A 21,036-nucleotide genomic window follows, 5' to 3' on the forward strand; every position below is an offset into this window, starting at 1 on the left:
TCAACCTAGCATCGGGCGGCAGCAGCTGTCAGCAGCCCCCGAATGGACTGCCACCGCAAGAGGCTAGTGACCGTAGAAGACCTTCTCAAAAACGGCGCGGGCACGCCGGCTGAGCCGGAGGTAGTCCTCTTCCAGCGCGGCAGCGTTGCCCGGTTCGTAGCCGCACCAGCGCGCAACAGCTTCAAGGTCCCGCCGGGAGGACGGCAGCAGGTCCGAAGCCTTGCCGCTCCAGATGACATTGGCTGACCTGATCCTGCTGGCCAGCCGCCAGGCGTCTGCAAGCAGCTGGGCATCGTCCTTGGCGATGAGGTCCAGCGAGGCCGCTGCGTCAAGCGCCTCCACGGTTGACGTGGTCCGCAGCGCAGGGTGCTTGCCTGCATTCTGGAGCTGGAGCAGCTGCACCAGCCACTCGACGTCGCTCAGTCCCCCACGGCCCAGCTTCAAGTGGCGGGCGGGATCGGCTCCGCGGGGCAGCCGCTCAGCTTCCACCCGTGCCTTGACCCGCCGGATTTCGCGTACGTCCTGCTCCGAAATCGACTCCGGGTAGCGGATCGGGTCGATGAGCTCTGTGAAGTCCCGGGCGAGCTCATCGTCGCCGGCCATCGGCCGCGCCCGCAGCAGCGCCTGCGCTTCCCAGATGAGGGACCAGCGGCGATAGTACTCCGCGAAGGAATCCAGGGAGCGGACCATCGCCCCGCTCTTCCCTTCCGGCCGCAGGTCGGCATCAACCTGGAGGACGCGCTCGGCCATGATGGCAGGCTTGAGCGGCTGGGTGAGCAGGTTGGACACCTTGGCCACGATCCGGGATGCCTGTGCCTGTGCCTCCTCCTCGGTGTAACCCGGCAGCGCCCGGTGGACGTACATCACGTCGGCGTCCGAGCCATACCCGATCTCACGACCGCCCTGGCGGCCCATGGCCACCACCAGCACGGCAGTTTTCAGCGGTCCCTTGGCCGAGACGATGCCCTCGGCCACACGGAGGGCGCCCAGCACGGCCGCCCTGTCAGTGTCTGCCAGCGCGGCACCCACCTTGTCCTGGCCCAGCAGTCCGGCCGAATCCGCGATGGCAATCCTCAGGATCTCCCTCCTGCGGATGAGGCGGATGAGCCGCATGGCACTCTCCGGATCCGCGTGGCGCGACATCTTGGCGGTGATCTCCTGCCACTGCGCCTCGAAGCTCAGCGGGGCAAGTTCCTTGTCATGTCCCAGCCACGCCACCGATTCCGGCGAAACTTCCAGGAGATCCGAGATCAACCGCGAGTTGGCCAGGACGTGGCAGAGCCGCTCGGCTGCCGCCTTGGAGTCCCGGAGCATGCCGAGGTACCAGTGTGTTGTGCCGAGGGTCTCGCTGACCCGACGGAAGGCGAGCAGGCCGGCGTCGGGATCAACGCCCTCGGCGAGCCAGTCAAGCAAAATGGGCAGCAGTTGCCGCTGCAGGGCAGCCCGCCTGCTGACACCGGCGGTGAGCGCCTCGATGTGGCGCATGGCGCCTTGCGGGTCGCCGTAGCCGAGCGCGGCCAGGCGGCCCTGGGCGGCTTCCGGTGTCAGCCTTGCGTCCTCGGTGCTGAGTTTGGCCGCGGTGTTCAGCAGCGGCCGGTAGAAAATGCGTTCGTGCAGTTCGCGCACGGACCGCTTGGTCTTGTGCCAGGCGGCCAGCAGAGCGTCGGGGTGGGGGCGCTCGTTGGAGAACGGTCCCAGTACGGCCTTGGCGAGGGCGCGCAAGGCTGGTTCGTTGACGGGCATGAGGTGCGTCCGGCGGAGCTGGAACAGCTGGATCCGGTGCTCCAGCAGCCGCAGGTAGCGGTAGGCATGGTCAAATCCAGCAGCATCGGACCGGCCGATATAGCCTCGTGCCGACAGCGCGGCGATGGCCGAGGTGGTATCCCGGCAGCGAAGCGATTCGTCGGATTTCCCATGCACGAGCTGGAGCAGCTGGACGGTGAACTCAACATCACGGAGTCCCCCGCGGCCGAGTTTGATCTGCCGTTGTTCCTCGGCCACCGGGATATGTTCGGTGACCCGCCGGCGCATCGCCTGTACCGATTCGACGAACCCTTCCCTGCCGGCGGAGTTCCAGATCAGCGGCGACACCGCCTTCTCGTAGCGCTGGCCGAGCCCGGTGTCCCCGGCGATGGTCCGCGCCTTCAGCAGCGCCTGGAACTCCCAAGTCTCGGCCCAGCGCGCATAGTAGCTTTCATGGGAGGGGAGCGTGCGCACCAGCGGGCCCGATTTGCCTTCCGGCCGCAGGTTGGCGTCCACTTCCCACAGCCCGGGTTCCCGTGCAATGGACGAGATAGCCCGGGAGATTCCGCTGGCCAGCGCCGTGCCGATGGTACTGGCACGCGCGTCGTCCAGCTCATCGGTCTCGATCACGTAAATGACGTCGACGTCGGAAATATAGTTGAGTTCGCGCGCTCCGCATTTGCCCATCCCGATGACCGCCAGGCCCACGTCCGCCACATCTGCCGCACCGAACTGCTCACCAGCCTCTGCACGTGAAACCGCGAGGGCTGCCTCGATGGCAGCGCCGGCCAGGTCTGCCAGTTCGGCCCCGACGGCCGGCATGAAGTCCAGCGGATCAGCGGCGCACAGGTCCTTGACCGCAAGGTCCACCACTCCGCGCCGGTACGCCGTCCGCAGCGCCGCATAGGCTTCGCTTCCGGATAGCCCGGCAACCGGCCTGGCTGACCTGGGATCGGCCCGGACGGATTTCAGGAGTGCAGCCCGGAGCTGTTCCGGATCCGCCTGAAGTGGTTCCGGACTCGGCCTGACGTCGAAGGCATCGAGGTGCTCCGGGTGCCGGATCAGGAACTCCCCCAGCGCCTCGGACGCACCCAGCACACGGTAGAGCGGCTCGCTGGTCTCAGGATCCGCTGCTGCCAGCTCCCGCAGAGCCGGATGCTTTTCGATCAGCCGCACAAGTGATTGGAGGGCAGTGTCCGGGTTAGCCGCCATCTGCAGGCCAGCGAACAGCCTATCCTGGTCCAGGCCGTCCAGCTCACGGGCAGCCAAAAACCGCTCGCCCTTCTCAAGGTCGCTGAAGCCGGCAGAGATGAGGCGCCGGGCGAGGCTCACGCCCGCCGCCTAGAGGATGCCGAGGTTGCGCTGCAGTTCGTAGGGCGTCACCTGGAGCCGGTAGTCCTGCCATTCGGCGCGCTTGTTGCGCAGGAAGTGCTCGAAGACCTGTTCCCCGAGGATTTGCGGCAAGAGCTCGGATTCCTCCATCGAGCGGATGGCATCGTGGAGGCTTGCCGGCAGGGGGTCGTGTCCCATGGCGCGGCGTTCGGCGGAGCTCAATGACCAGACGTCGTCCTCGGCAGCTGCCGGCAGCTCGTAACCCTCTTCGATCCCCTTCAGGCCTGCACCCAGCAGCACTGCGTAGGCGAGGTACGGGTTGGCAGCGGAATCGATGCCACGGTATTCGATGCGCGCTGACTGGCCCTTGCCGGGCTTGTACAGCGGTACGCGGACCAACGCCGACCGGTTGTTGTGACCCCAGCTCAGGTAGCTAGGTGCTTCCCCGCCGCCCCAGAGCCGCTTGTAGGAATTAACGAACTGGTTGGTCACAGCCGTGAACTCAGGAGCGTGCTTGAGGATGCCGGCGATGAACTGCCGGGCCGTCTTGGACAGCTGGAACTCCGTGCCTGCCTCATAGAACGCGTTGGTGTCGCCCTCGAACAGCGAGAAGTGCGTGTGCATGCCGGAGCCCGGGTGAGCCGTAAAGGGCTTGGGCATAAAGGTTGCATAGGTGCCTTGCTGCAGGGCGACTTCCTTGATGACTGTGCGGAACGTCATGATGTTGTCCGCGGTCTGCAGGGCATCCGCATAGCGGAGGTCGATCTCGTTCTGGCCCGGACCTGCTTCATGGTGGCTGAACTCCACCGAAATGCCCACGGACTCCAGCATGGTCACCGCAGTGCGGCGGAAGTCCTGCGCTACGCCGCCGGGCACATGGTCAAAGTAGCCGCCCTCGTCCACGGGAATCGGCGAGCCGTCAGGGCCCGGTTCCTGGGACTTGAGCAGGTAGAATTCGATTTCCGGATGCGTGTAGCACGTGAAGCCCATGTCGGCGGCCTTGGCCAAATTGCGCTTGAGGACGTTCCGGGGGTCGGCCGCGGACGGTTCGCCGTCAGGGGTCAGGATGTCGCAGAACATCCGGGAGGTCTGCTCCGTCTCACCTCGCCATGGCAGGATCTGGAAGGTTGAGGGGTCCGGCTGGGCCAGCATGTCGGATTCGAAGACCCGGGCCAGTCCTTCAATAGAGGACCCGTCAAAGCCCAGGCCTTCCTCGAAGGCACCCTCGACCTCGGCCGGGGCAAGTGCCACCGACTTGAGCGAACCCACGACGTCGGTGAACCACAAACGTACGAACCGTACGTCGCGCTCTTCGATTGTGCGCAGGACAAACTCTTGCTGGCGGTCCATGATGGCCTCTTCTCCGGTCAAACGTTCACACTCCGGGTCCGCAGAGGGGGAAGCCGGAAGCAGTTCACAATCACCTTACTAAGCAATCGGCGCCGATGCGGGAGCCGGCGCTCCTCGTAACATAGCGTTAATACCGGAACAGCGCCCACAAGGCTGAACGCCGGTGCCGGAACGGCACCGTGCCGGTCCCGGAATATGACGGGAATCACCCGTAGGGCGCCGGTCGGCGGTAGCTAGGACGGCGAGTACCGCATTACGCTCTTGCCATGGCCTCAAGCAATAGCTCTGACTCACGCGCGTCCGCTGAAGTACCCGCACCCTACGGAAACGGATCTGCGCAGGTGCAGCCGGCGCCGTCGGAATCCGCCGCCAAGCCGGCACCCAGGGTCCGCATCCACCACCTCCAGCAGGCCAAGCTGGACGGTACGCGTTTTGCGATGCTGACCGCGTATGAGCAGTACACCGCGGAGATCTTTGACCAGGCAGGCATTGAGGTGCTTCTGGTGGGTGATTCAGCGTCCAACAACGTTTTTGCCAACGAAACCAGCCTGCCGGTCACGGTGGATGAACTCCTCCCGCTGTGCCGGGCTGTGGCGCGATCCACCAAACGCGCCCTGGTGGTGGCCGACCTGCCCTTCGGCAGCTACGAGGTGTCAGCGCAGCAGGGAGTCGCCACCGGTGTCCGCTTCCTCAAAGAGGGGCTGGTGCATGCCGTCAAGATCGAAGGCGGCAAGTTCTACGCCGAGACGGTCCGGGCCATGGTCCAGGCCGGCATTCCCGTCATGGCACACATCGGCTTCACCCCGCAGAGCGAGCACGTACTCGGCGGTTACCGGGTGCAGGGCCGCGGCGATGATGCGCAGCGGCTGATCGACGACGCCGTGGCGCTGGCCGAGGCCGGGGCGTTCTGCGTGTTGATGGAAATGGTTCCCGCGGACACCGCCGCTGCCGTTGATGCGGCCGTCAGTGTTCCCACCGTCGGCATCGGCGCGGGCAACGCCACCACCGGGCAGGTGCTGGTCTGGCAGGACATGGCCGGCCTGCGGGGCGGCCGGATGGCGAAGTTCGTCAAGCAGTACGCGGACCTCCGCACCACGCTCAACGATGCTGCGAGGGCCTACGGCGACGACGTCCGGTCAGGCCAGTTCCCCGGACCGGAGCACTCCTTCTAGTTCCGTGCCTCCAGCTCCTGGAGGCAGGCGGAGGATTCGACCGCCGACGGCGCCAGCAGCACCGGCTTCACTCGTCGTCGTCGCCCTTTTCCCAGGCTTCGTTGCGGGCCCGCACCTTCTCCAGGGCGTGCTCGGCCTCTTCCCGTGTCTTGTACGGGCCTATCAGCTGGCTCCAGTCCGAGAGGGCGTCCTCTTCCACTTCGTGGGTGTTCACGTTGTACCAGTACTCAGTCATCGTTGTTCCTCGTTCCGACGGTAGGTTCCGGCTGCGGGGCGCCGCTGCGTGGTCCACGTAACGTAAACCCCTACGCGGACCCGGTTGCGGCCCCCAGTTACATGGCGTTCTGCGGTGCCTTATATGATCAATCTATGCCTTCCCTAGCCTCGACTGCACCCACCGGCACCCTCACCCAGGGAACCGTCAGCCCGCAGCGCCCCGTTCCGGCATCCATCCCGCGTCCCGAGTACGTAGGCAAGCCCGGCCCGGCCAAGTTCACCGGCTCCGAGGTCAAGTCCGCCGAAACCATCGAAAAGATCCGAATCGCCAGCAAGATCGCGGCCCAGGCCATCGTTGAGGTGGGGAAGCACATCAAACCAGGCGTCACCACCGACCAGCTGGATAAGGTAGGCCACGAATTCCTCCTGGACCACAAGGCGTACCCGTCCACTCTCGGTTACCGGGGATTCCCGAAGTCCCTCTGTTCCTCCTTGAATGAAGTCATCTGCCACGGCATACCTGATACCACCGTGGTCCAGGACGGCGACATCCTCAATATCGACATCACCGCCTTCATCAACGGTGTGCATGGCGACACCAACTACACGTTCCTGGCAGGCGACGTCGACGAGGAATCGCGCCTGCTGGTGGAACGCACGCAGGAGTCGCTTAACCGGGCCATCAAGGCTGTGGCGCCGGGCCGTGAAATCAACGTCATCGGCCGCGCCATCCAGTCCTATGCCAAACGGTTCGGCTACGGTGTGGTGCGGGACTTCACCGGCCACGGCGTCGGCGAAGCCTTCCATACCGGCCTGATCATCCCGCACTACGATGCGGCCCCGGCCTACAACACGGTGATCGAGGCAGGCATGGTCTTCACCATTGAGCCCATGCTGACCCTCGGCACCGTGGAATGGGACATGTGGCCTGACGACTGGACAGTTGTCACCCGCGACCGCAAGCGGTCTGCCCAGTTCGAACATACGCTGCTGGTGACCGAGACCGGCGCCGAGATCCTGACCCTGCCCTGATCAAGCCCTGAACGCGGTCAGCCGTCCGGCCGACCTACCCCTGCCCGCCCACTGCCACGAACGGAACCACATTGGCCAAGAAGGACGAGAAGTCGCACAAGAACGCCCCGCTGATCGGCATCGACATCGGCGGCACGGGAATCAAGGGCGGCATTGTCGACCTGAAAAAGGGCAAGCTCCTGGGTGAACGGTTCCGCGTGCCCACCCCGCAGCCAGCCACTCCGGAGGCCGTTGCGGAAGTGGTGGCGAAAGTAGTGGCGGAGCTCTCCGCCCGCCCGGAGGCTCCGGAGGCCGGTTCGCCCGTTGGCGTCACGTTCCCCGGCATCATCCAGCACGGGGTGGTCCACTCGGCGGCCAACGTGGACAAGAGCTGGCTCAACACCGACATCGATGCCCTCCTCACCCTGCGGCTGGGCCGGCCGGTGGAGGTCATTAACGACGCCGACGCCGCCGGACTCGCGGAGGCCCGCTACGGCGCCGGTGCGGGAGTGGACGGAACTGTCCTGGTGATCACGCTCGGTACGGGGATAGGCTCTGCCTTCATCTTCGACGGCAGGCTTGTTCCCAACGCGGAGCTCGGCCACCTTGAAATCGACGGCTTTGACGCCGAAAGCAAGGCCTCGGCGGTGGCGCGTGAGCGGGACGGCCTGAGCTGGGACGAATACAGCGTGCTGCTGCAGCGCTACTTCTCCCACGTGGAGTTCCTCTTCTCCCCCGAGCTGTTCATCGTGGGCGGCGGCATCTCCAAGCGGGCCGACGAGTACCTGCCGAACCTGAAGCTCCGCACGCCCATCGTTCCGGCCAAGCTGAAGAATGAAGCAGGCATTGTTGGTGCGGCCATCGAAATCGCCATCAAGCACAAGCTCACCAAGTAACCGTTGGATGTTCGTACCGGTGGCGCCGCCGGTGTCATGATCGTCACCGGCGCCAGCCGTGGCACCGGCGCGCAATAGCCTGGTGCCGGTGGTGGCTGCGGCTTCCCCTCCGCTGCCACCACCGGAGACTAGAGGGGGCTCTTCTCCGAGCTCTTCGAGCTTTTTTCGGCAACGTCCTTGGTTCCCTCTTCCGACTCATGGCGGAGAAGTGAAATGGCCGTCTCGAAGTCGTCGAGTGATTCGAAAGCCTGATAGACGCTGGCGAAGCGGAGGTAGGCTACCTGGTCGAGCTTCTGTAAAGGACCCAGGATGGCCAGGCCTACCTCGTGGGCGTCAATTTCGGCGGCACCCGAGGCCCGGATCTGCTCCTCGACTTCCTGCGCCAGAAGGGCAAGATCGTCCTCACTGACAGGGCGTCCCTGGCACGCTTTCCGTACGCCGTTGATGACCTTGCTCCGGCTGAAGGGCTCGCCGACGCCCGAGCGCTTGATCACGGAGAGGCTGGTGGTTTCGACAGTGGTAAACCTGCGGCCGCACTCAGGGCACTGCCTGCGGCGCCTGATGGCGGAGCCATCGTCAGCCATGCGGCTGTCCACTACCCGGGAGTCCGGATTGCGGCAGAACGGACAGTACATGGCGTCCCTCTCTCGCTTTCTCCCAAGCCGGTTGGCCCTGCCCGTTCCCAGGGCGGGCCATGTGGACCGATCTTCAGCTACCAGTCTACGACTACATGTAGCGTAATCACAAGCTTGTAATTACCACATGTAGTGCCTGAAAGCGATAATGCCGGTGCAGTCAGCGGGCCTGCTCGAACCGAACCGTCACGGCTTCGCCGTGGGCCGGAAGGTCCTCAGCGCCGGACAGGCTGACGATGTGCCCGCTGACCTCCTGCAGTGCGGTCCTGCTGTAGTTGATCACCTGGATGGCGCGCAGGAAGGTGGTGACATTCAGGCCCGACGAAAACGCCGCCGTTCCGCTGGTGGGCAGCACGTGGTTGGATCCCGCGCAATAGTCCCCCAGGCTGACGGGACTGTAGTCGCCCACGAAGATGGCGCCGGCGTTCCGTATCCGGGCAGCCACGGCGGCCGCGTCCACGGTCATGATTTCCAGGTGTTCAGCCGCGTACGCGTCACATGCCGCGATGCCCTGCTCCAGGTCCTCCACCAGGACAACGCCCGACTGGGGACCGGACAGTGCCTCATAAACACGCTGTGAGTGCTTGGTGGCTGCCGCCTGCCGGTCCAGTTCCCGCCGCACAGCCGCGGCAAGCTCCTCGGAATCCGTGACCAGCACGGAAGCGGCCTTGGGATCGTGTTCGGCTTGGCTGATCAGGTCCGCGGCCACCAAGGCAGGCTGCGCGGAGGAGTCCGCCAGGATGGCGATTTCCGTGGTGCCGGCCTCGGAATCGATTCCTACAACACCCTTGACCAGGCGCTTCGCCGTTGCCACAAAAATGTTTCCGGGCCCTGTGACCACGTCGACGGGCTCCAGCGCCCGGCCTGCGTCCGTGGCGTCCACCCCATACGCGAAGGCAGCGACGGCCTGGGCACCGCCGATTGCGTACACTTCGTCGATGCCCAGCAGGGCGGCCGCCGCCAGGATGGTTGGGTGCGGCAGGCCGCCGAAATCCTTCTGTGGGGGCGACGCGAGGGCGATGGACTCCACTCCCGCAGCCAGCGCGGGAACCACGTTCATGATCACCGACGACGGGTAGACGGCCAGGCCGCCGGGGACGTAAAGTCCGACCCGCGCAACAGGCACCCAGTTCTGGCTCACCAGGGCACCGTCGCCAAGTTCGACGTCGATATTCCGGGGACGCTGCCCGTCAGCGAAACGCCGTGCTCGGCTGATGGACTCTTCAAGCGCCCTACGGACGGCCGGATCCAGCTCATCCAGCGCGCGGGCCAAAGCTTCGGCCGGTACGAGCGGGTGCTCCTGGTCGACGCCGTCGAACCGCTGCGCAAGGTCGCTGAGGGCCGCAAAGCCGCGCTGGCGGACGTCAGCGATGATGTCCAGGACTGTCTGCTCGGCATCTGCCACCGTCCGGTGCTGTGCCCGGGGAACAGCGGCGCGCAATCCGGCGAGTGTCAGGCCCCTTCCCCGGAGATCAACTGTTCGGAAGCTGACGGCCGCGGCGGGAGGGGTGGCAGGAAACTCAGGAGAAATGGTCACCGGCTCATTTTACGCGTCCGGCGCTGCGGTTCCGGATAACGGGGCGCCGCCACTGTGGCTGCCTGTCCCGTCCGGCGCCCGCCTCAGCTCGTTGAGCAGGCTGATGGCAAAAACGGAGACGGCGGTGGCTGCCGGCCAAACCAGGACCACGGCCATGGATCGCAACGAAAAGGCAACGCTCGCGTTGGCGGAAGTATCCGCGGGGGCGCCCCATACCTGGCCCGCGAAGACGCCCGCCTGCCACGCTATAACGGCCCCTGCAAGACCGCCGGCAAGGCCAAGGGCCAGGACCAGTTGGGGGGAACTGCGGGGTTTGTCCATGAGGAATACGGCCACCACACAGCCGGCAAAGACAAAGAGGCCGGCGAGGGTCAGGTCCCGCGGCAGCCAGACCTCGGGGTTCGCCCCACTCCCGAGCGATGGGTCGCGTGTGATGAGGTTAAGGCCGCCGGGAGCCAGCAGCCACCACAGCAACCCCACGGGAACTCCGGCTGCCGCCGCAGCAGCAAACCACCTCCACGGCAGCGGGACGGATCGCCGGTGGGTACGTTGTGTCATGAAACAAACCTTAACAAATGTTCAAGCCTCTCAACCAAAGGACGTGGCGGGTAAAAGGATTCCCCGGTGCGGCAACGGCCCCATACTCTTGAAGGCAGAGTCCAGTCTCATTCAGAAACACCAGGGAGTTCGTTAACCGTGACCGCAGACCCCGCCCCATTCGAGCGTACATTCAAGGAAATGTTCCGGCGCCACGCAGCGGGCGTCGCCATCATTACCGTGAACTACCAGGGCGAGCCCTACGGCTTTACCGCGACATCCGTGGCGTCCCTTTCAGCCCAGCCGCCACGCTTCACGTTTAATATGGCGCGCAGCTCCAGTTCGTGGCCGGCGGTGGCCAACACCACGCATATCGGCTTGCACATGCTGGGCCTGGATAACCAGGAGCTCGCCGATCGTTTCGCCAAGACAAAGGACCGCTTCGGTGGGGACCACTGGGAGCTTGGCCCGCACGACGTTCCCGTCCTGAAGGATGTGGCCGGCTGGCTGATCGGCAAGATCCAAATGCGCCTCTCGTTCGAGAACAACGCCGTGGTGGTTGTTGAGGTGGTGGACGGACAGGTGGGAGAGGACGGTTCACCGCTGCTTTACCACGCCGGCGGCTACAGCCAGCCCGCGCCGCTGGACTACGAAATTTAGCAGCCGCCGAACTCCGCTAGCCGGCAGGTCTGCCGGCTAGCTATCCAGGCAGGTCGGGCCGAGGAGCACCTTGAGGTCTCCGAACAGTGACGGGCTGGGATTGACCCTTAGGTGGACGGGCAGCCCCATGACCTCCATCCGGGTGTCGCCCTGCAGCTGCAGGCGGACCTCGGAGGTGCCGCGGTGGGTCCGCAGGACATCGCCCAGCTCGGTCACCACCGCTTCGGTGGCCTTATGGGTCTGCATGGTGATGACCACGGGACCGTTCATGTTGTCGCTGAGGTCCGGGACGGACAGTTCCATGCAGTTCAGGGTGACCGCGCCGTCGTCGCGCCGCTGCAGCCTGCCTTTGACCACAACGATCAGGTCCTCGGCCAGCACCGAGGCGATGGGGCCATACACCTGGCCGAAGAACATGACCTCCATGGAGCCGCCCAGGTCTTCGATTTCGGCACGGGCGTAAGCGTTGCCGCTGGCCTTGGCGATGCGGCGGCTCAGCGAGGTGATCATTCCGGAGATGGTGATGATGGCGCCGTCGTGCGGGCCGTCCTCGGCAATCACCGACGTGATGGACTGGTCCGCGTGCTGGCTCAGCACCCCCTCCAGGCCCTGCAGCGGATGGTCGGAGACGTAGAGACCCAGCATGTCACGTTCGAAGGACAGCTTGTCCTTCTTCTCCCACTCGGGAAGTTCCGGGATCTCGATGGTCAGTGACGCCTCGGACTCGGCCTCCTCAAACCCCGCGAAGAGGTCGAACTGGCCGATGGCCTCGTTGCGTTTGAGGGTGATGACCGAGTCGATGGCCTCTTCGTGGATCATCACCAGGGCGCGGCGGTGGTGATTGAGCGAGTCGAATGCCCCGGCTTTGATCAGGGATTCGATGGTCCGCTTGTTGCAGACCACTGCCGGGACTTTCATGAGGAAGTCCTTGAACGAGGTGTAGGCCCCCTCACTCTCCCGGGCAGCCACCATTGCCTGGACCACGTTGGAACCGACGTTCCGGATGGCACCCATGCCGAAGCGGATATCGTTTCCCACCGGCGTAAAGTTCAGCGAGGACTCGTTGACGTCCGGCGGGAGCACCGTGATGCCCATGCGGCGGCACTCGTTGAGGTAGATCGCGGACTTGTCCTTGTCGTCGCCCACGGACGTCAGCAATGCTGCCATGTACTCCGGCGCGTAGTGGGCCTTCAGGTAAGCGGTCCAATACGAAATCACACCGTAAGCTGCCGAGTGTGCCTTGTTGAAGGCGTAGTCCGAGAATGGCAGCAGGATGTCCCAGAGGGTCTTCACGGCCTCCATGGAGTAGCCGTTGTCCTGCATGCCCTGCGAGAATCCGGCGAACTGCTTGTCCAGCTCTGATTTCTTCTTCTTGCCCATAGCGCGGCGGAGGATGTCGGCCTGGCCGAGGGAATATCCGGCAAGCTTCTGCGCTACGGCCATGACCTGTTCCTGGTACACGATCAGGCCATAAGTCCCGCCGAGGATTTCGGCGAGCGGTTCCTTGAGCTCCGGGTGGATCGGAATGACTTCCTGGATCCCGTTCTTGCGCAGGGCGTAGTCGTTGTGCGCGTTGGCGCCCATGGGGCCGGGACGGTAGAGGGCCAGGACGGCGGAAATGTCTTCGAAGTTGTCAGGCTTCATCAACTTGAGCAGGGAACGCATCGGCCCGCCGTCGAGCTGGAACACGCCCAGGGTGTCGCCCCGGGCCAGCAACTCGTAGGACGGGGCGTCATCAAGGGCCAGGCTGTCCAGGTCCAGGTCGTGGCCGCGGTTGAGCTTGATGTTCTCCAGGGCGTCGGAAATGATCGTGAGGTTCCGCAGGCCCAGGAAGTCCATCTTGATCAGGCCCAGGCCCTCGCAGGTGGGGTAATCGAACTGCGTGATCACCTGGCCGTCCTGGATGCGCCGCATGATGGGGATGACATCGATGATGGGGTCCGATGACATGATGACGCCGGCGGCGTGCACGCCCCACTGGCGCTTCAGTCCTTCGATACCCAGGGCCGTCTCGAAGACCTTGGCTGCTTCCGGGTCCGTTCCGATGAGCTGGCGGAAGTCGCCGGCCTCGCTGTACCGCTTGGAGTCCTTGTTCTGGATGTCGGCCAACGGAATGTCCTTGGCCATTACTGCCGGAGGCAGCGCCTTGGTCAGCTGCTCGCCCATGCTGAACGGATAGCCCAGCACACGGGAAGAGTCCTTGAGCGCCTGCTTGGTCTTGATGGTGCCGTAGGTGACGATCATGGCTACGCGCTCGTCACCGTATTTGCGAGTGACGTAGTCGATGACCTCGGAGCGGCGCCGGTCATCGAAGTCGACGTCGAAGTCAGGCATGGAGACGCGGTCCGGGTTAAGGAAGCGCTCGAAGATCAGTCCATGGTGCAGCGGATCAAGGTCGGTGATGCGCATGGCGTAGGCCACCATGGAGCCGGCACCGGAGCCACGGCCCGGTCCAACGCGGATGCCGTTGTTCTTCGCCCAGTTGATGAAGTCGGCCACCACCAGGAAGTACCCCGGGAACCCCATGGAGGTGATGACTTCCAGCTCGTAGTCCGCCTGCGTGCGGACCTTGTCCGGGACACCACCCGGGTACCGGAAGTCCAGTCCGGCGGCCACTTCCTTGACCAGCCAGGACGTTTCGTCCTCACCCGGCGGGCAGGGGAACCGCGGCATGTAGTTGGCCCCTGTATTGAACGAGACTTCGCAGCGCTCGGCGATCAGCAGCGTGTTGTCGCACGCCTCAGGGTGGTCCCTGAACAGCTCCCGCATCTCCTGGGGCGACTTGAGGTAATAGCCGCTGCCGGAGAACGCGAACCGGGATCCGCCGTTGTCATACGTGGGCTCCAGCAGGGTGGAACCTGATTGGATGGCCAGCAGTGCCTCGTGGGCCTTGGCGTCGTGCTCGTGCGTGTAGTGAAGATCATTCGTCGCCACCAGGGGCAGTTTGAGTTCCTTCGCGAGCCGCAGCAAGTCCCCGGTGACCCGGCGTTCGATGTCGAGGCCGTGGTCCATCAGTTCGCAGAAGTAGTTCTCCGCCCCGAAAATGTCGCGGAATTCCGAGGCGGCTTCCAGGGCCTCACGGTATTGGCCGAGCCGCAGACGGGTCTGGACTTCCCCGGAGGGGCAGCCAGTGGTGGCGATGAGGCCTTCCGAATACGTGTTCAGGAGCTCGCGGTCGAGCCGCGGCCACTTGCCGAACACGGCGTCCAGGGACGCGATGGACGAGGCCCGGAAGAGATTGCGCATGCCGGCGTTGTTGTAGCTCAGCAGCGTCATGTGCGTGTAAGAACCACCGCCGGAGATGTCGTCTTTGCGCTGGTGTTCCTCGCCCCAACGGACACGGCTCTTGTCCGTCCGGGCGGTGCCGGGTGTGACGTAGGCTTCGACGCCGATGATCGGTTTGATGCCCTGGTCCGTGGCGCGTTTCCAGAAGTCGAAGGCTCCGAACAGGTACCCGTGGTCAGTGGTGGCGAGGGCCGGCATGCCCAGGCGTTCGGTCTCGTCGAAGAGCTCACCAAGCCTGGCGGCACCATCCAGCATGGAGTATTCGGTGTGGTTGTGAAGGTGGACGAACGAATCATTGCTGGAAGTCACCGCACTATTCTATGCGCTGGCAGAATCCTGAGCCGCTACGCCTGGCCCGACTCGAGGACTTCCAAGGCATAGGCCAGATCCTGGGGGTACTCGCTGGTGACGGTCACGCGCTCCCCTGTGGCGGGGTGGTCGAAGCCGAGCTGGCGGGCATGCAGCCATTGCCGCGTCAGGCCCAGGGTTGCCGCAAGCCGCGGGTCCGCACCGTAAGTCAGGTCCCCGGCGCACGGGTGCCGCAGGGCTGCGAAATGCACGCGGATCTGGTGTGTGCGTCCCGTCTCCAGGTGGACCTCCACGAGCGTGGCCTTGCCGAAAGCCTCAAGGACCTCGTAGTGCGTGATGGACGGCCGGCCGTCCTCGATCACGGCAAAACGCCAGTCATGTCCCGGATGCCGCCCGATGGGGGCATCGATGGTGCCTTCCAGGGGATCCGGAAGGCCTTGGACCACGGCGTGGTAAACCTTGTCCACGGTGCGCTCCTTGAAGGCCCGCTTCAGGGCCGTGTAGGCGCGCTCGGTCTTGGCCACCACCATGACGCCGGACGTGCCGACATCGAGCCTGTGCACGATACCTGCCCGTTCAGGCGAGCCGGAGGTCGAGATACGGTATCCGGCCCCCGCCAGGCCACCCACCACTGTGGGCCCCACCCAGCCCGGCGACGGATGTGCGGCGACGCCCACCGGTTTGTCGACAGCAACAAAGTCGTCATCGTCCAGCAGGATCTTCAGGCCTTCCACAACTTCCTCCACCACTTCGAGCGGGTCACGCCGTACCGGCACCGTGACGTCCAGGACGTCGCCGGCCACCAGCCGTGCGGACTTGCCCACTGATTTTCCCCGGCTGACCACGTTGCCCTCGGCAATAAGCGTCGCTGCCAGGGAGCGGGAGATACCCATGAGTTTGGCCAGTCCCGCATCCGCCCGCACTCCGCCGAGTTCATCGGCCACCACAACGCGCTCAGGCATCGCCGGCCTTTTCCCGGTGGGCAGCGACGTGCCGTGATCCGTCAAGGGAAATTCCCCGCAGCGTCAGAATGCAAATGATGGCCACCGCTGATACCACTGCGGAATCGGCGATGTTAAAGATTGCGAAGTTGGGCAACTGGATGAAGTCCACCACGTGGCCCATGCCAAAGGACGGCTCACGGAACAGCCTGTCCGTCAGGTTTCCCAATGCCCCGCCCAGGAGCAGGCCGAGGGCCAGCGACCACCAGGCAGAGCCAAGCTTGCGCACCTGGAGCAGGATGGCAATGGAGACGCCCACCATGATGATCGAGAATACCCAGGTCACGTTTTCCCCGATCGAGAATGCGGCGCCGGAATTCCGGATGAAGTACCAGTGCAGGAAGGGCGGCAGAACCGGGATGCGCTCCCCTTCCACCATGCTGGATGTGACCCAGAGTTTGGTCAGCTGGTCCAGCAGGTAGGCGAACACGGCAAAACCCGCAAAGAGGGACAGCAGAACTGCCCGGCGTGGCCGTGGCGTTGATGGAACAGGGCGTGCAGCGTCAGCGGCAAGTTCGTCAGTCATGGTGCTTTCATTCGGAAACCGATGTAAATCTCAAAAGCCGGCGGCCGAGGAATCCCCAGCCACCGGCTTTCAGAATACGTGCTTGACGGACTAGCTGGCTTCGCCGACTTCCGGCGCAGCCACTGAACCGCGGGCATCAAGGTCGCGCAACTGGCCTTCGATGTAGGCCTTCAGGCGTGAGCGGTAGTCGCGCTCGAAGCCGCGAAGCTGCTCTACCTTGCGCTCCAGGACGGAACGCTGCTGCTCCAGGGCACCCAGGATCTTGCGCGACTTCTCCTGGGCATCGTTGACCAGGCTGCTGGCTTCGATCTGGGCCTCGGCGATGATCTTGTCCTTCTGCGACTGGCCCTCGGCGACGTGACGGTCGTGCATCTGCTGGGCCATCGCAAGCAAGCCGGCAGCGGATTCGGCAGAGGCGTTGCTGCCAGCCTGCGCGGGAGCAGCAGCGGGAACGGTTGCCACCGGGACGGCCTGCTCCGATTCCTTCTTCTTGCTGGCCTCGGCCGCCTTTGCCTCAGCCTCGGCCTTGGCACGGGAGTCGTCCTTCTCGGCCTTGACGGGCGCGGGAACCTTCTCGACCACCGGTGCCGCCGCCGAAGAACTGGCGGGCACGCCGGAACCGGCCTCGGCGAGCTTCTTGCGGAGCTCGTCGTTCTCTTGGTTCAGGCGCCGGAGTTCGACGACGATTTCGTCCAGGAAGTCATCTACTTCGTCCTGGTCGTAGCCTTCGCGGAACTTGGTCGGCTGAAAGCGCTTGTTGACAACGTCTTCTGGCGTCAAAGCCATCTGGTCACCTCGTTGGTCTAGTTAGTCAGTAGGCCTTCCGGCCGTCAAAACTACGGTACCTAAATATGGTCAGGTTCCTCTAATTCAACACTGTGGTGTCAAACAGAGATTTCTTCGCGTTGCAGGTATCAGTTCCTTCCGGATCTGTGCCTGCGCTGCTAGGTCTAATCGAAAAATTTACGCGAAACTCCTGGTAATCCCCATCGCCACACTGACGGCGATGAACAGCAGCAGGAACCCGATGTCCAGGGTGATGCCACCCAGCCTCAAAGGCGGGATCAGCCGCCGCAGTACCTTGAGCGGCGGATCGGTGACCGAGTACACCGCATGCGCTGCCACCAGGGCAGCTCCCCGCGGGCGCCATTCCCTGGCAAACATCTGGACCCAGTCAAAGACCAGGCGGATGACCAGCGTCACGAGGAACAGTAAAAGGGCGATATAGACAAGTCCAAAAACAATTCCCATGACTTAACTCATATCTCCTTGTCCATTCTGGATACTGCTGTGTCCTGCCGACGTTTCTTGTCTATTTCAGCACAGATGCCAGACAGGTGTACCTGCCTGGCATCAGCTGTAAGCTTAGTGGCTAACTTTGGTTGAAGAAGCTGGCTTGGGTCTCGCTGACCTTCTTGTCATCACCGATGACCTCAATGTACGACGGTGACAGGAGGAAGACCTTGTTCGTGACGCGCTCGATGCTGCCCCGGAGGCCGAAAACAAGCCCTGCCGAGAAATCCACCAGGCGCTTGGCGTCCGCCTCACCCATGTCCGTGACGTTCATGATCACGGGTATGCCGTCCCGGAAGCTTTCGCCGATAAGTTTGGCGTCATTGTAGGACCGCGGGTGGATCGTGGTGATCTGGCGGAGTCTTGTGGTTTCTTCGCGGCCTGATGCCGCACGCTTGATGGGGGTCACTGGTGCGCGGTATTCCTCTTCAGGGGCATGCGACGTGTCACGGCTGACATCGCGGACGGGTGCCGGTGCGCGGCGTTCCTCGCGGTCAACTTCCATTGAATCGTCCTCGTCCTTACGTGTGGTGTGGTGCTCGGACTCGTAGTGTTCATCGCCATCGGCGAGCCCAAGATAGATCATTGTCTTGCGCAGAGCGCCGGCCATGGTCGACTCCTAATCGTGTCCGTAGGCGGGCCACGCTTTGACTTGACAGCACTGGAATCCCCGCCATTCATTCCAATACTTTGACGCTACCCCACCGTAGGACGCGATCCGAGAATATCCGAACCGATTCGCAGGTGTGTCGCCCCAAACCGGATAGCCACCTCGAGGTCCTGGCTCATGCCCGCCGAAATGGCTGTGGCAGAGGGGTGGTCGGCCGTGAGCCGGGAGGAAATGGCTGCCAGCTTTTCGAAGGATTCCGCCGGCCTGCCCCCCAAAGGGGCTACGGCCATTACACCTGCCAGCACCAGCCCGTCAGCTGAAGCCAGCCGTGCGGCCAAGACGGGTACATCGGCAGGTGCCGCACCGCCGCGGTGGGCGCCGGCGTCGTCGTCGAGGCTGACCTGGATGAAGCAGTCAATCGGGCCGCGGCCGGTCTTGTCCTGCTCTGCGGCAACCGCCCGCTCCAAGCCATCCACCAGCTGCAGGCGGTCCACGGAATGGACGGCGTGGGCGTAGCGGACCACTGACTTGGCCTTCTTGCTTTGAAGCTGGCCAACAAAATGCCACTTGAGCCCAAGCTCCGCCAGCTCGGTGGACTTCCGGGCAGCCTCCTGGTCCCGGTTCTCGCCGACATCCCTGACGCCTAACGCGGCCAGGCGGCGGATATCCTCCGCCGGATGGAATTTGGTGACCACGATCAGGGTGGGCAGATCCCCCGTCCGGCCCGCAGCCTCGGCGGCGGATCCGATGCGGCGCCGGACCGCAGCGAGGCGCTCTGACAGCACTGCCACCCTTGCGGCGTCCTCCACTGCCCTGCCCTCATCCATGTGTCCACACCAGTCCGGCGAACCGGCCGGTGCGATTGTTCCGGCGGTAGGAAAAAAGTTCCTCGTTCTCGAGGGTGCACGGCCCGGCATACTCAACAACGACGTCGGCCCTCTCCAGTTGGCTCCGCGCCCCTGCCGGGAGGTCCAGTCCGGGGGTCCCCCAGGACGTTGATGACCAGCTTGCGGGGACCTCCGCTGCCACTTCGTCGCGCAGTCCGTTCGGGACTTCATAGCAGGCGCCGCAGATTGACGGGCCGAGCCATGCCAGGATCCCGGAGGCACCCTGGGCGCGCATCCGCTCCACTGCTGCAGGGATGATGCCCCGAGCTATCCCGGGGCGCCCGGCATGCACGGCGGCCAGGACCGGACCGCCGGGAGCCTGGCCCACCAGCACTACCGGGATGCAGTCTGCCACCATGACAGCCAGCGGCAGGCCGTGCGAGACCATGGCGTCCGCCACGGGCGCGGGGCTGTCGGCCTCCATCAGGGCAACGGAGGTGCCGTGTACCTGTTCCATGAACCGGAGCGAGCCGGGGGCGATGCCCGTTGCGCGCTCCAGCCCGTCCCGGCGGCTCATCACATCAGAGGGGTTGTCCCCCACATGCAGTGCCAGGTTTCCGGCGCGGACGTCGGTGAACGCCACAGACACTCCGGGGAGGACTTCCGCCCGCCAAACGAACAATCCGCGGCCTACTTCAGGAAGTCGGGGACATCCAGGTCATCAGACTGGTGGCCGGACAGGTCGGGCTCCACCACCGAGGGCAGGTCGACGTCGAAGCCTGAGTCCGCTGGAACCGCCGACGGGCGCTGCTGGCCCCAGTTGCTGAGTCCGGACGCGCCGACTCCGGCGTGGACTGGCTGCACGTTCATCTGGTGGCTGCCGCCTCCCGAGGGTGCCTGGGCAGGTGCGGGAGCAGCCGACGGGGCGGCAGGCCGCTGGGGCGCCACCTGGGGCTGGGACTGGTCCATGGACGGCGAGGTGGCCTTGACGTCATCGAACCCGGCAGCGATGACCGTCACCCGGGCCTCATCTCCGAGGGCGTCGTCAATGACGGCGCCGAAGATGATGTTTGCTTCGGGGTGGGCAACTTCCTGGACCAGGCGGGCCGCCTCGTTGATCTCGAACAGGCCAAGGTCAGAACCGCCCTGGATGGACAGCAGCACACCATGGGCGCCATCGATGGAGGCTTCCAGCAGCGGTGAGGCGATGGCCAGCTCTGCTGCCTTCACCGCGCGGTCCTCTCCGCGTGCCGAACCGATGCCCATGAGGGCTGAACCGGCGCCCTGCATCACGGACTTGACGTCCGCGAAGTCAAGGTTGATCAGGCCCGGGGTGGTGATGAGGTCCGTGATGCCCTGGACACCGGACAGGAGGACCTGGTCAGCGGAACGGAAGGCGTCCAGGACGGAGACGTTGCGGTCGCTGATGGACAGGAGACGGTCGTTCGGGATCACGATCAGGGTGTCCACCTCGTCGCGGAGGGCGTCGATGCCCGCCTCGGCCGAGCCGGCGCGGCGGCGGCCCTCAAAGGTGAACGGCCGGGTGACCACACCGATGGTCAGCGCACCCAGGGAGCGGGCAATGCGGGCCACGACTGGGGCGCCGCCGGTGCCCGTGCCACCGCCTTCGCCAGCGGTCACGAAGACCATGTCTGCGCCACGGATGACCTCTTCGATCTCGTCGGCGTGGTCCTCGGCTGCCTGCTTTCCCACCTCCGGGTTGGCGCCCGCACCGAGTCCGCGGGTCAGCTCACGGCCGACGTCGAGCTTGACATCGGCATCACTCATCAGCAGGGCCTGGGCGTCGGTATTGATGGCGATGAATTCAACACCTCGGAGGCCGACCTCGATCATGCGGTTGACTGCGTTCACGCCACCGCCGCCGATGCCGACGACCTTGATGACGGCCAAGTAATTCTGCGGAGCTGCCACGTTACGTGTCCCTTGTTCGTGTCTTATTGCGAAAACTGATGGAGTCGGGCTTGAAGCTTTGAACCTTAACCTTCGAGTTGAAGGTTATAGTTATGTCAAGTAACTCATGTCTGTGACGCTATTTCCTATGGTTCAGACATTCAATAACCGGCACCGCGTGTCGT

Annotated in this window: 19 protein-coding genes; 4 read left to right on the forward strand and 15 right to left on the reverse strand. The window is 64.4% G+C overall.

Features of this window, described 5'->3' with window-relative positions; translation table 11 throughout:
- Window positions 1-63: 63 nt before the first annotated feature.
- Both QFZ30_RS12300 and glnA read right to left on the reverse strand, forming a co-directional pair.
- Window positions 64-3,075 carry a bifunctional [glutamine synthetase] adenylyltransferase/[glutamine synthetase]-adenylyl-L-tyrosine phosphorylase gene (locus QFZ30_RS12300; RefSeq protein WP_307076573.1) on the reverse strand — a complete coding sequence of 1,004 codons (3,012 nt, stop codon included), beginning with the start codon at window positions 3,073-3,075 and terminating at the stop codon, window positions 64-66.
- Between the two features lie 9 nt (window positions 3,076-3,084).
- A complete protein-coding gene (glnA, locus tag QFZ30_RS12305) occupies window positions 3,085-4,425 on the reverse strand; it encodes a type I glutamate--ammonia ligase (protein WP_307076575.1) in 1,341 nt (446 codons plus the stop codon).
- Between the two features lie 266 nt (window positions 4,426-4,691).
- On the opposite strand from glnA, the gene panB reads away from it, so the two are divergent.
- Window positions 4,692-5,597: a 3-methyl-2-oxobutanoate hydroxymethyltransferase gene (panB, locus tag QFZ30_RS12310; RefSeq protein WP_307076577.1), complete on the forward strand. Its 906-nt coding sequence runs from the start codon at window positions 4,692-4,694 to the stop codon at window positions 5,595-5,597.
- A 67-nt stretch (window positions 5,598-5,664) separates the two neighbouring features.
- On the opposite strand, the gene QFZ30_RS12315 is transcribed toward panB, so the two are convergent.
- Window positions 5,665-5,832: an SPOR domain-containing protein gene (locus QFZ30_RS12315; RefSeq protein ID WP_307076579.1), complete on the reverse strand. Its 168-nt coding sequence runs from the start codon at window positions 5,830-5,832 to the stop codon at window positions 5,665-5,667.
- A 134-nt stretch (window positions 5,833-5,966) separates the two neighbouring features.
- Here QFZ30_RS12315 and map point away from each other — a divergent pair, with 134 nt between their 5' ends.
- Window positions 5,967-6,845 (forward strand): type I methionyl aminopeptidase, encoded by an 879-nt coding sequence (map, locus tag QFZ30_RS12320; protein ID WP_307076581.1) that lies wholly within the window; start codon window positions 5,967-5,969, stop codon window positions 6,843-6,845.
- A 71-nt stretch (window positions 6,846-6,916) separates the two neighbouring features.
- A complete protein-coding gene (gene ppgK, locus QFZ30_RS12325; RefSeq protein ID WP_307076583.1) occupies window positions 6,917-7,720 on the forward strand; it encodes a polyphosphate--glucose phosphotransferase in 804 nt (267 codons plus the stop codon).
- A gap of 128 nt (window positions 7,721-7,848) precedes the next feature.
- On the opposite strand, the gene nrdR is transcribed toward ppgK, so the two are convergent.
- The 3 genes from nrdR to QFZ30_RS12340 form a co-directional block, all read right to left on the reverse strand.
- The gene (gene nrdR / locus QFZ30_RS12330; RefSeq protein WP_307076585.1) at window positions 7,849-8,355 is read right to left on the reverse strand and encodes a transcriptional regulator NrdR; all 507 of its coding nucleotides are present in this window, start codon (window positions 8,353-8,355) and stop codon (window positions 7,849-7,851) included.
- Between the two features lie 160 nt (window positions 8,356-8,515).
- Window positions 8,516-9,892, reverse strand: coding sequence for a histidinol dehydrogenase (hisD, locus tag QFZ30_RS12335; RefSeq protein WP_307076589.1), 1,377 nt, complete (start codon window positions 9,890-9,892; stop codon window positions 8,516-8,518).
- 9 nt (window positions 9,893-9,901) lie between these two features.
- Window positions 9,902-10,450 (reverse strand): hypothetical protein, encoded by a 549-nt coding sequence (locus QFZ30_RS12340; RefSeq protein WP_307076590.1) that lies wholly within the window; start codon window positions 10,448-10,450, stop codon window positions 9,902-9,904.
- Between the two features lie 138 nt (window positions 10,451-10,588).
- On the opposite strand from QFZ30_RS12340, the gene QFZ30_RS12345 reads away from it, so the two are divergent.
- Window positions 10,589-11,089, forward strand: coding sequence for a flavin reductase family protein (locus QFZ30_RS12345; RefSeq protein WP_307076592.1), 501 nt, complete (start codon window positions 10,589-10,591; stop codon window positions 11,087-11,089).
- 36 nt (window positions 11,090-11,125) lie between these two features.
- On the opposite strand, the gene dnaE is transcribed toward QFZ30_RS12345, so the two are convergent.
- From dnaE to ftsZ, 9 genes are all read right to left on the reverse strand, one after another.
- Window positions 11,126-14,683, reverse strand: coding sequence for a DNA polymerase III subunit alpha (dnaE, locus tag QFZ30_RS12350; protein ID WP_307076594.1), 3,558 nt, complete (start codon window positions 14,681-14,683; stop codon window positions 11,126-11,128).
- Between the two features lie 35 nt (window positions 14,684-14,718).
- On the reverse strand, window positions 14,719-15,645 hold the full coding sequence (locus QFZ30_RS12355; protein ID WP_307076596.1) for an RluA family pseudouridine synthase: 927 nt from the start codon (window positions 15,643-15,645) through the stop codon (window positions 14,719-14,721).
- Window positions 15,638-16,210: a signal peptidase II gene (gene lspA / locus QFZ30_RS12360; RefSeq protein ID WP_307076598.1), complete on the reverse strand. Its 573-nt coding sequence runs from the start codon at window positions 16,208-16,210 to the stop codon at window positions 15,638-15,640. Before lspA ends, QFZ30_RS12355 begins: the two co-directional genes overlap by 8 nt.
- 90 nt (window positions 16,211-16,300) lie before the next feature.
- On the reverse strand, window positions 16,301-16,996 hold the full coding sequence (locus tag QFZ30_RS12365; protein ID WP_307076600.1) for a DivIVA domain-containing protein: 696 nt from the start codon (window positions 16,994-16,996) through the stop codon (window positions 16,301-16,303).
- Between the two features lie 177 nt (window positions 16,997-17,173).
- A complete protein-coding gene (locus QFZ30_RS12370) occupies window positions 17,174-17,461 on the reverse strand; it encodes a YggT family protein (RefSeq protein ID WP_307076602.1) in 288 nt (95 codons plus the stop codon).
- A 121-nt stretch (window positions 17,462-17,582) separates the two neighbouring features.
- Entirely contained in the window at window positions 17,583-18,113 is a 531-nt protein-coding gene (locus tag QFZ30_RS12375) for a cell division protein SepF (protein WP_307076604.1), read from the reverse strand.
- 86 nt (window positions 18,114-18,199) lie between these two features.
- Complete coding sequence (locus QFZ30_RS12380; protein ID WP_307076606.1) at window positions 18,200-18,940, reverse strand: YggS family pyridoxal phosphate-dependent enzyme; 741 nt, start codon at window positions 18,938-18,940, stop codon at window positions 18,200-18,202.
- Complete coding sequence (locus QFZ30_RS12385) at window positions 18,933-19,622, reverse strand: polyphenol oxidase family protein (protein WP_307076608.1); 690 nt, start codon at window positions 19,620-19,622, stop codon at window positions 18,933-18,935. The genes QFZ30_RS12380 and QFZ30_RS12385 overlap by 8 nt, the downstream gene beginning before the upstream one ends.
- Window positions 19,623-19,630: 8 nt before the next feature.
- On the reverse strand, window positions 19,631-20,872 hold the full coding sequence (gene ftsZ, locus QFZ30_RS12390; RefSeq protein ID WP_307076609.1) for a cell division protein FtsZ: 1,242 nt from the start codon (window positions 20,870-20,872) through the stop codon (window positions 19,631-19,633).
- Between the last annotated feature and the right edge of the window lie 164 nt (window positions 20,873-21,036).

Source organism: Arthrobacter pascens (assembly GCF_030815585.1).
Taxonomy (GTDB): Bacteria; Actinomycetota; Actinomycetes; order Actinomycetales; family Micrococcaceae; genus Arthrobacter; species Arthrobacter pascens_A.

What these genes read in the sequence shown, in the direction of transcription:
- glnA (WP_307076575.1), bottom strand. Translation starts at nt 4,425, where the DNA reads ATGGACCGCCAGCAAGAGTTTGTCCTGCGCACAATCGAAGAGCGCGAC.
- panB (WP_307076577.1), top strand. Translation starts at nt 4,692, where the DNA reads ATGGCCTCAAGCAATAGCTCTGACTCACGCGCGTCCGCTGAAGTACCC.
- QFZ30_RS12315 (WP_307076579.1), bottom strand. Translation starts at nt 5,832, where the DNA reads ATGACTGAGTACTGGTACAACGTGAACACCCACGAAGTGGAAGAGGAC.
- map (WP_307076581.1), top strand. Translation starts at nt 5,967, where the DNA reads ATGCCTTCCCTAGCCTCGACTGCACCCACCGGCACCCTCACCCAGGGA.
- nrdR (WP_307076585.1), bottom strand. Translation starts at nt 8,355, where the DNA reads ATGTACTGTCCGTTCTGCCGCAATCCGGACTCCCGGGTAGTGGACAGC.
- QFZ30_RS12340 (WP_307076590.1), bottom strand. Translation starts at nt 10,450, where the DNA reads ATGACACAACGTACCCACCGGCGATCCGTCCCGCTGCCGTGGAGGTGG.
- QFZ30_RS12355 (WP_307076596.1), bottom strand. Translation starts at nt 15,645, where the DNA reads ATGCCTGAGCGCGTTGTGGTGGCCGATGAACTCGGCGGAGTGCGGGCG.
- lspA (WP_307076598.1), bottom strand. Translation starts at nt 16,210, where the DNA reads ATGACTGACGAACTTGCCGCTGACGCTGCACGCCCTGTTCCATCAACG.
- QFZ30_RS12365 (WP_307076600.1), bottom strand. Translation starts at nt 16,996, where the DNA reads ATGGCTTTGACGCCAGAAGACGTTGTCAACAAGCGCTTTCAGCCGACC.
- QFZ30_RS12370 (WP_307076602.1), bottom strand. Translation starts at nt 17,461, where the DNA reads ATGGGAATTGTTTTTGGACTTGTCTATATCGCCCTTTTACTGTTCCTC.
- QFZ30_RS12375 (WP_307076604.1), bottom strand. Translation starts at nt 18,113, where the DNA reads ATGGCCGGCGCTCTGCGCAAGACAATGATCTATCTTGGGCTCGCCGAT.
- QFZ30_RS12380 (WP_307076606.1), bottom strand. Translation starts at nt 18,940, where the DNA reads ATGGATGAGGGCAGGGCAGTGGAGGACGCCGCAAGGGTGGCAGTGCTG.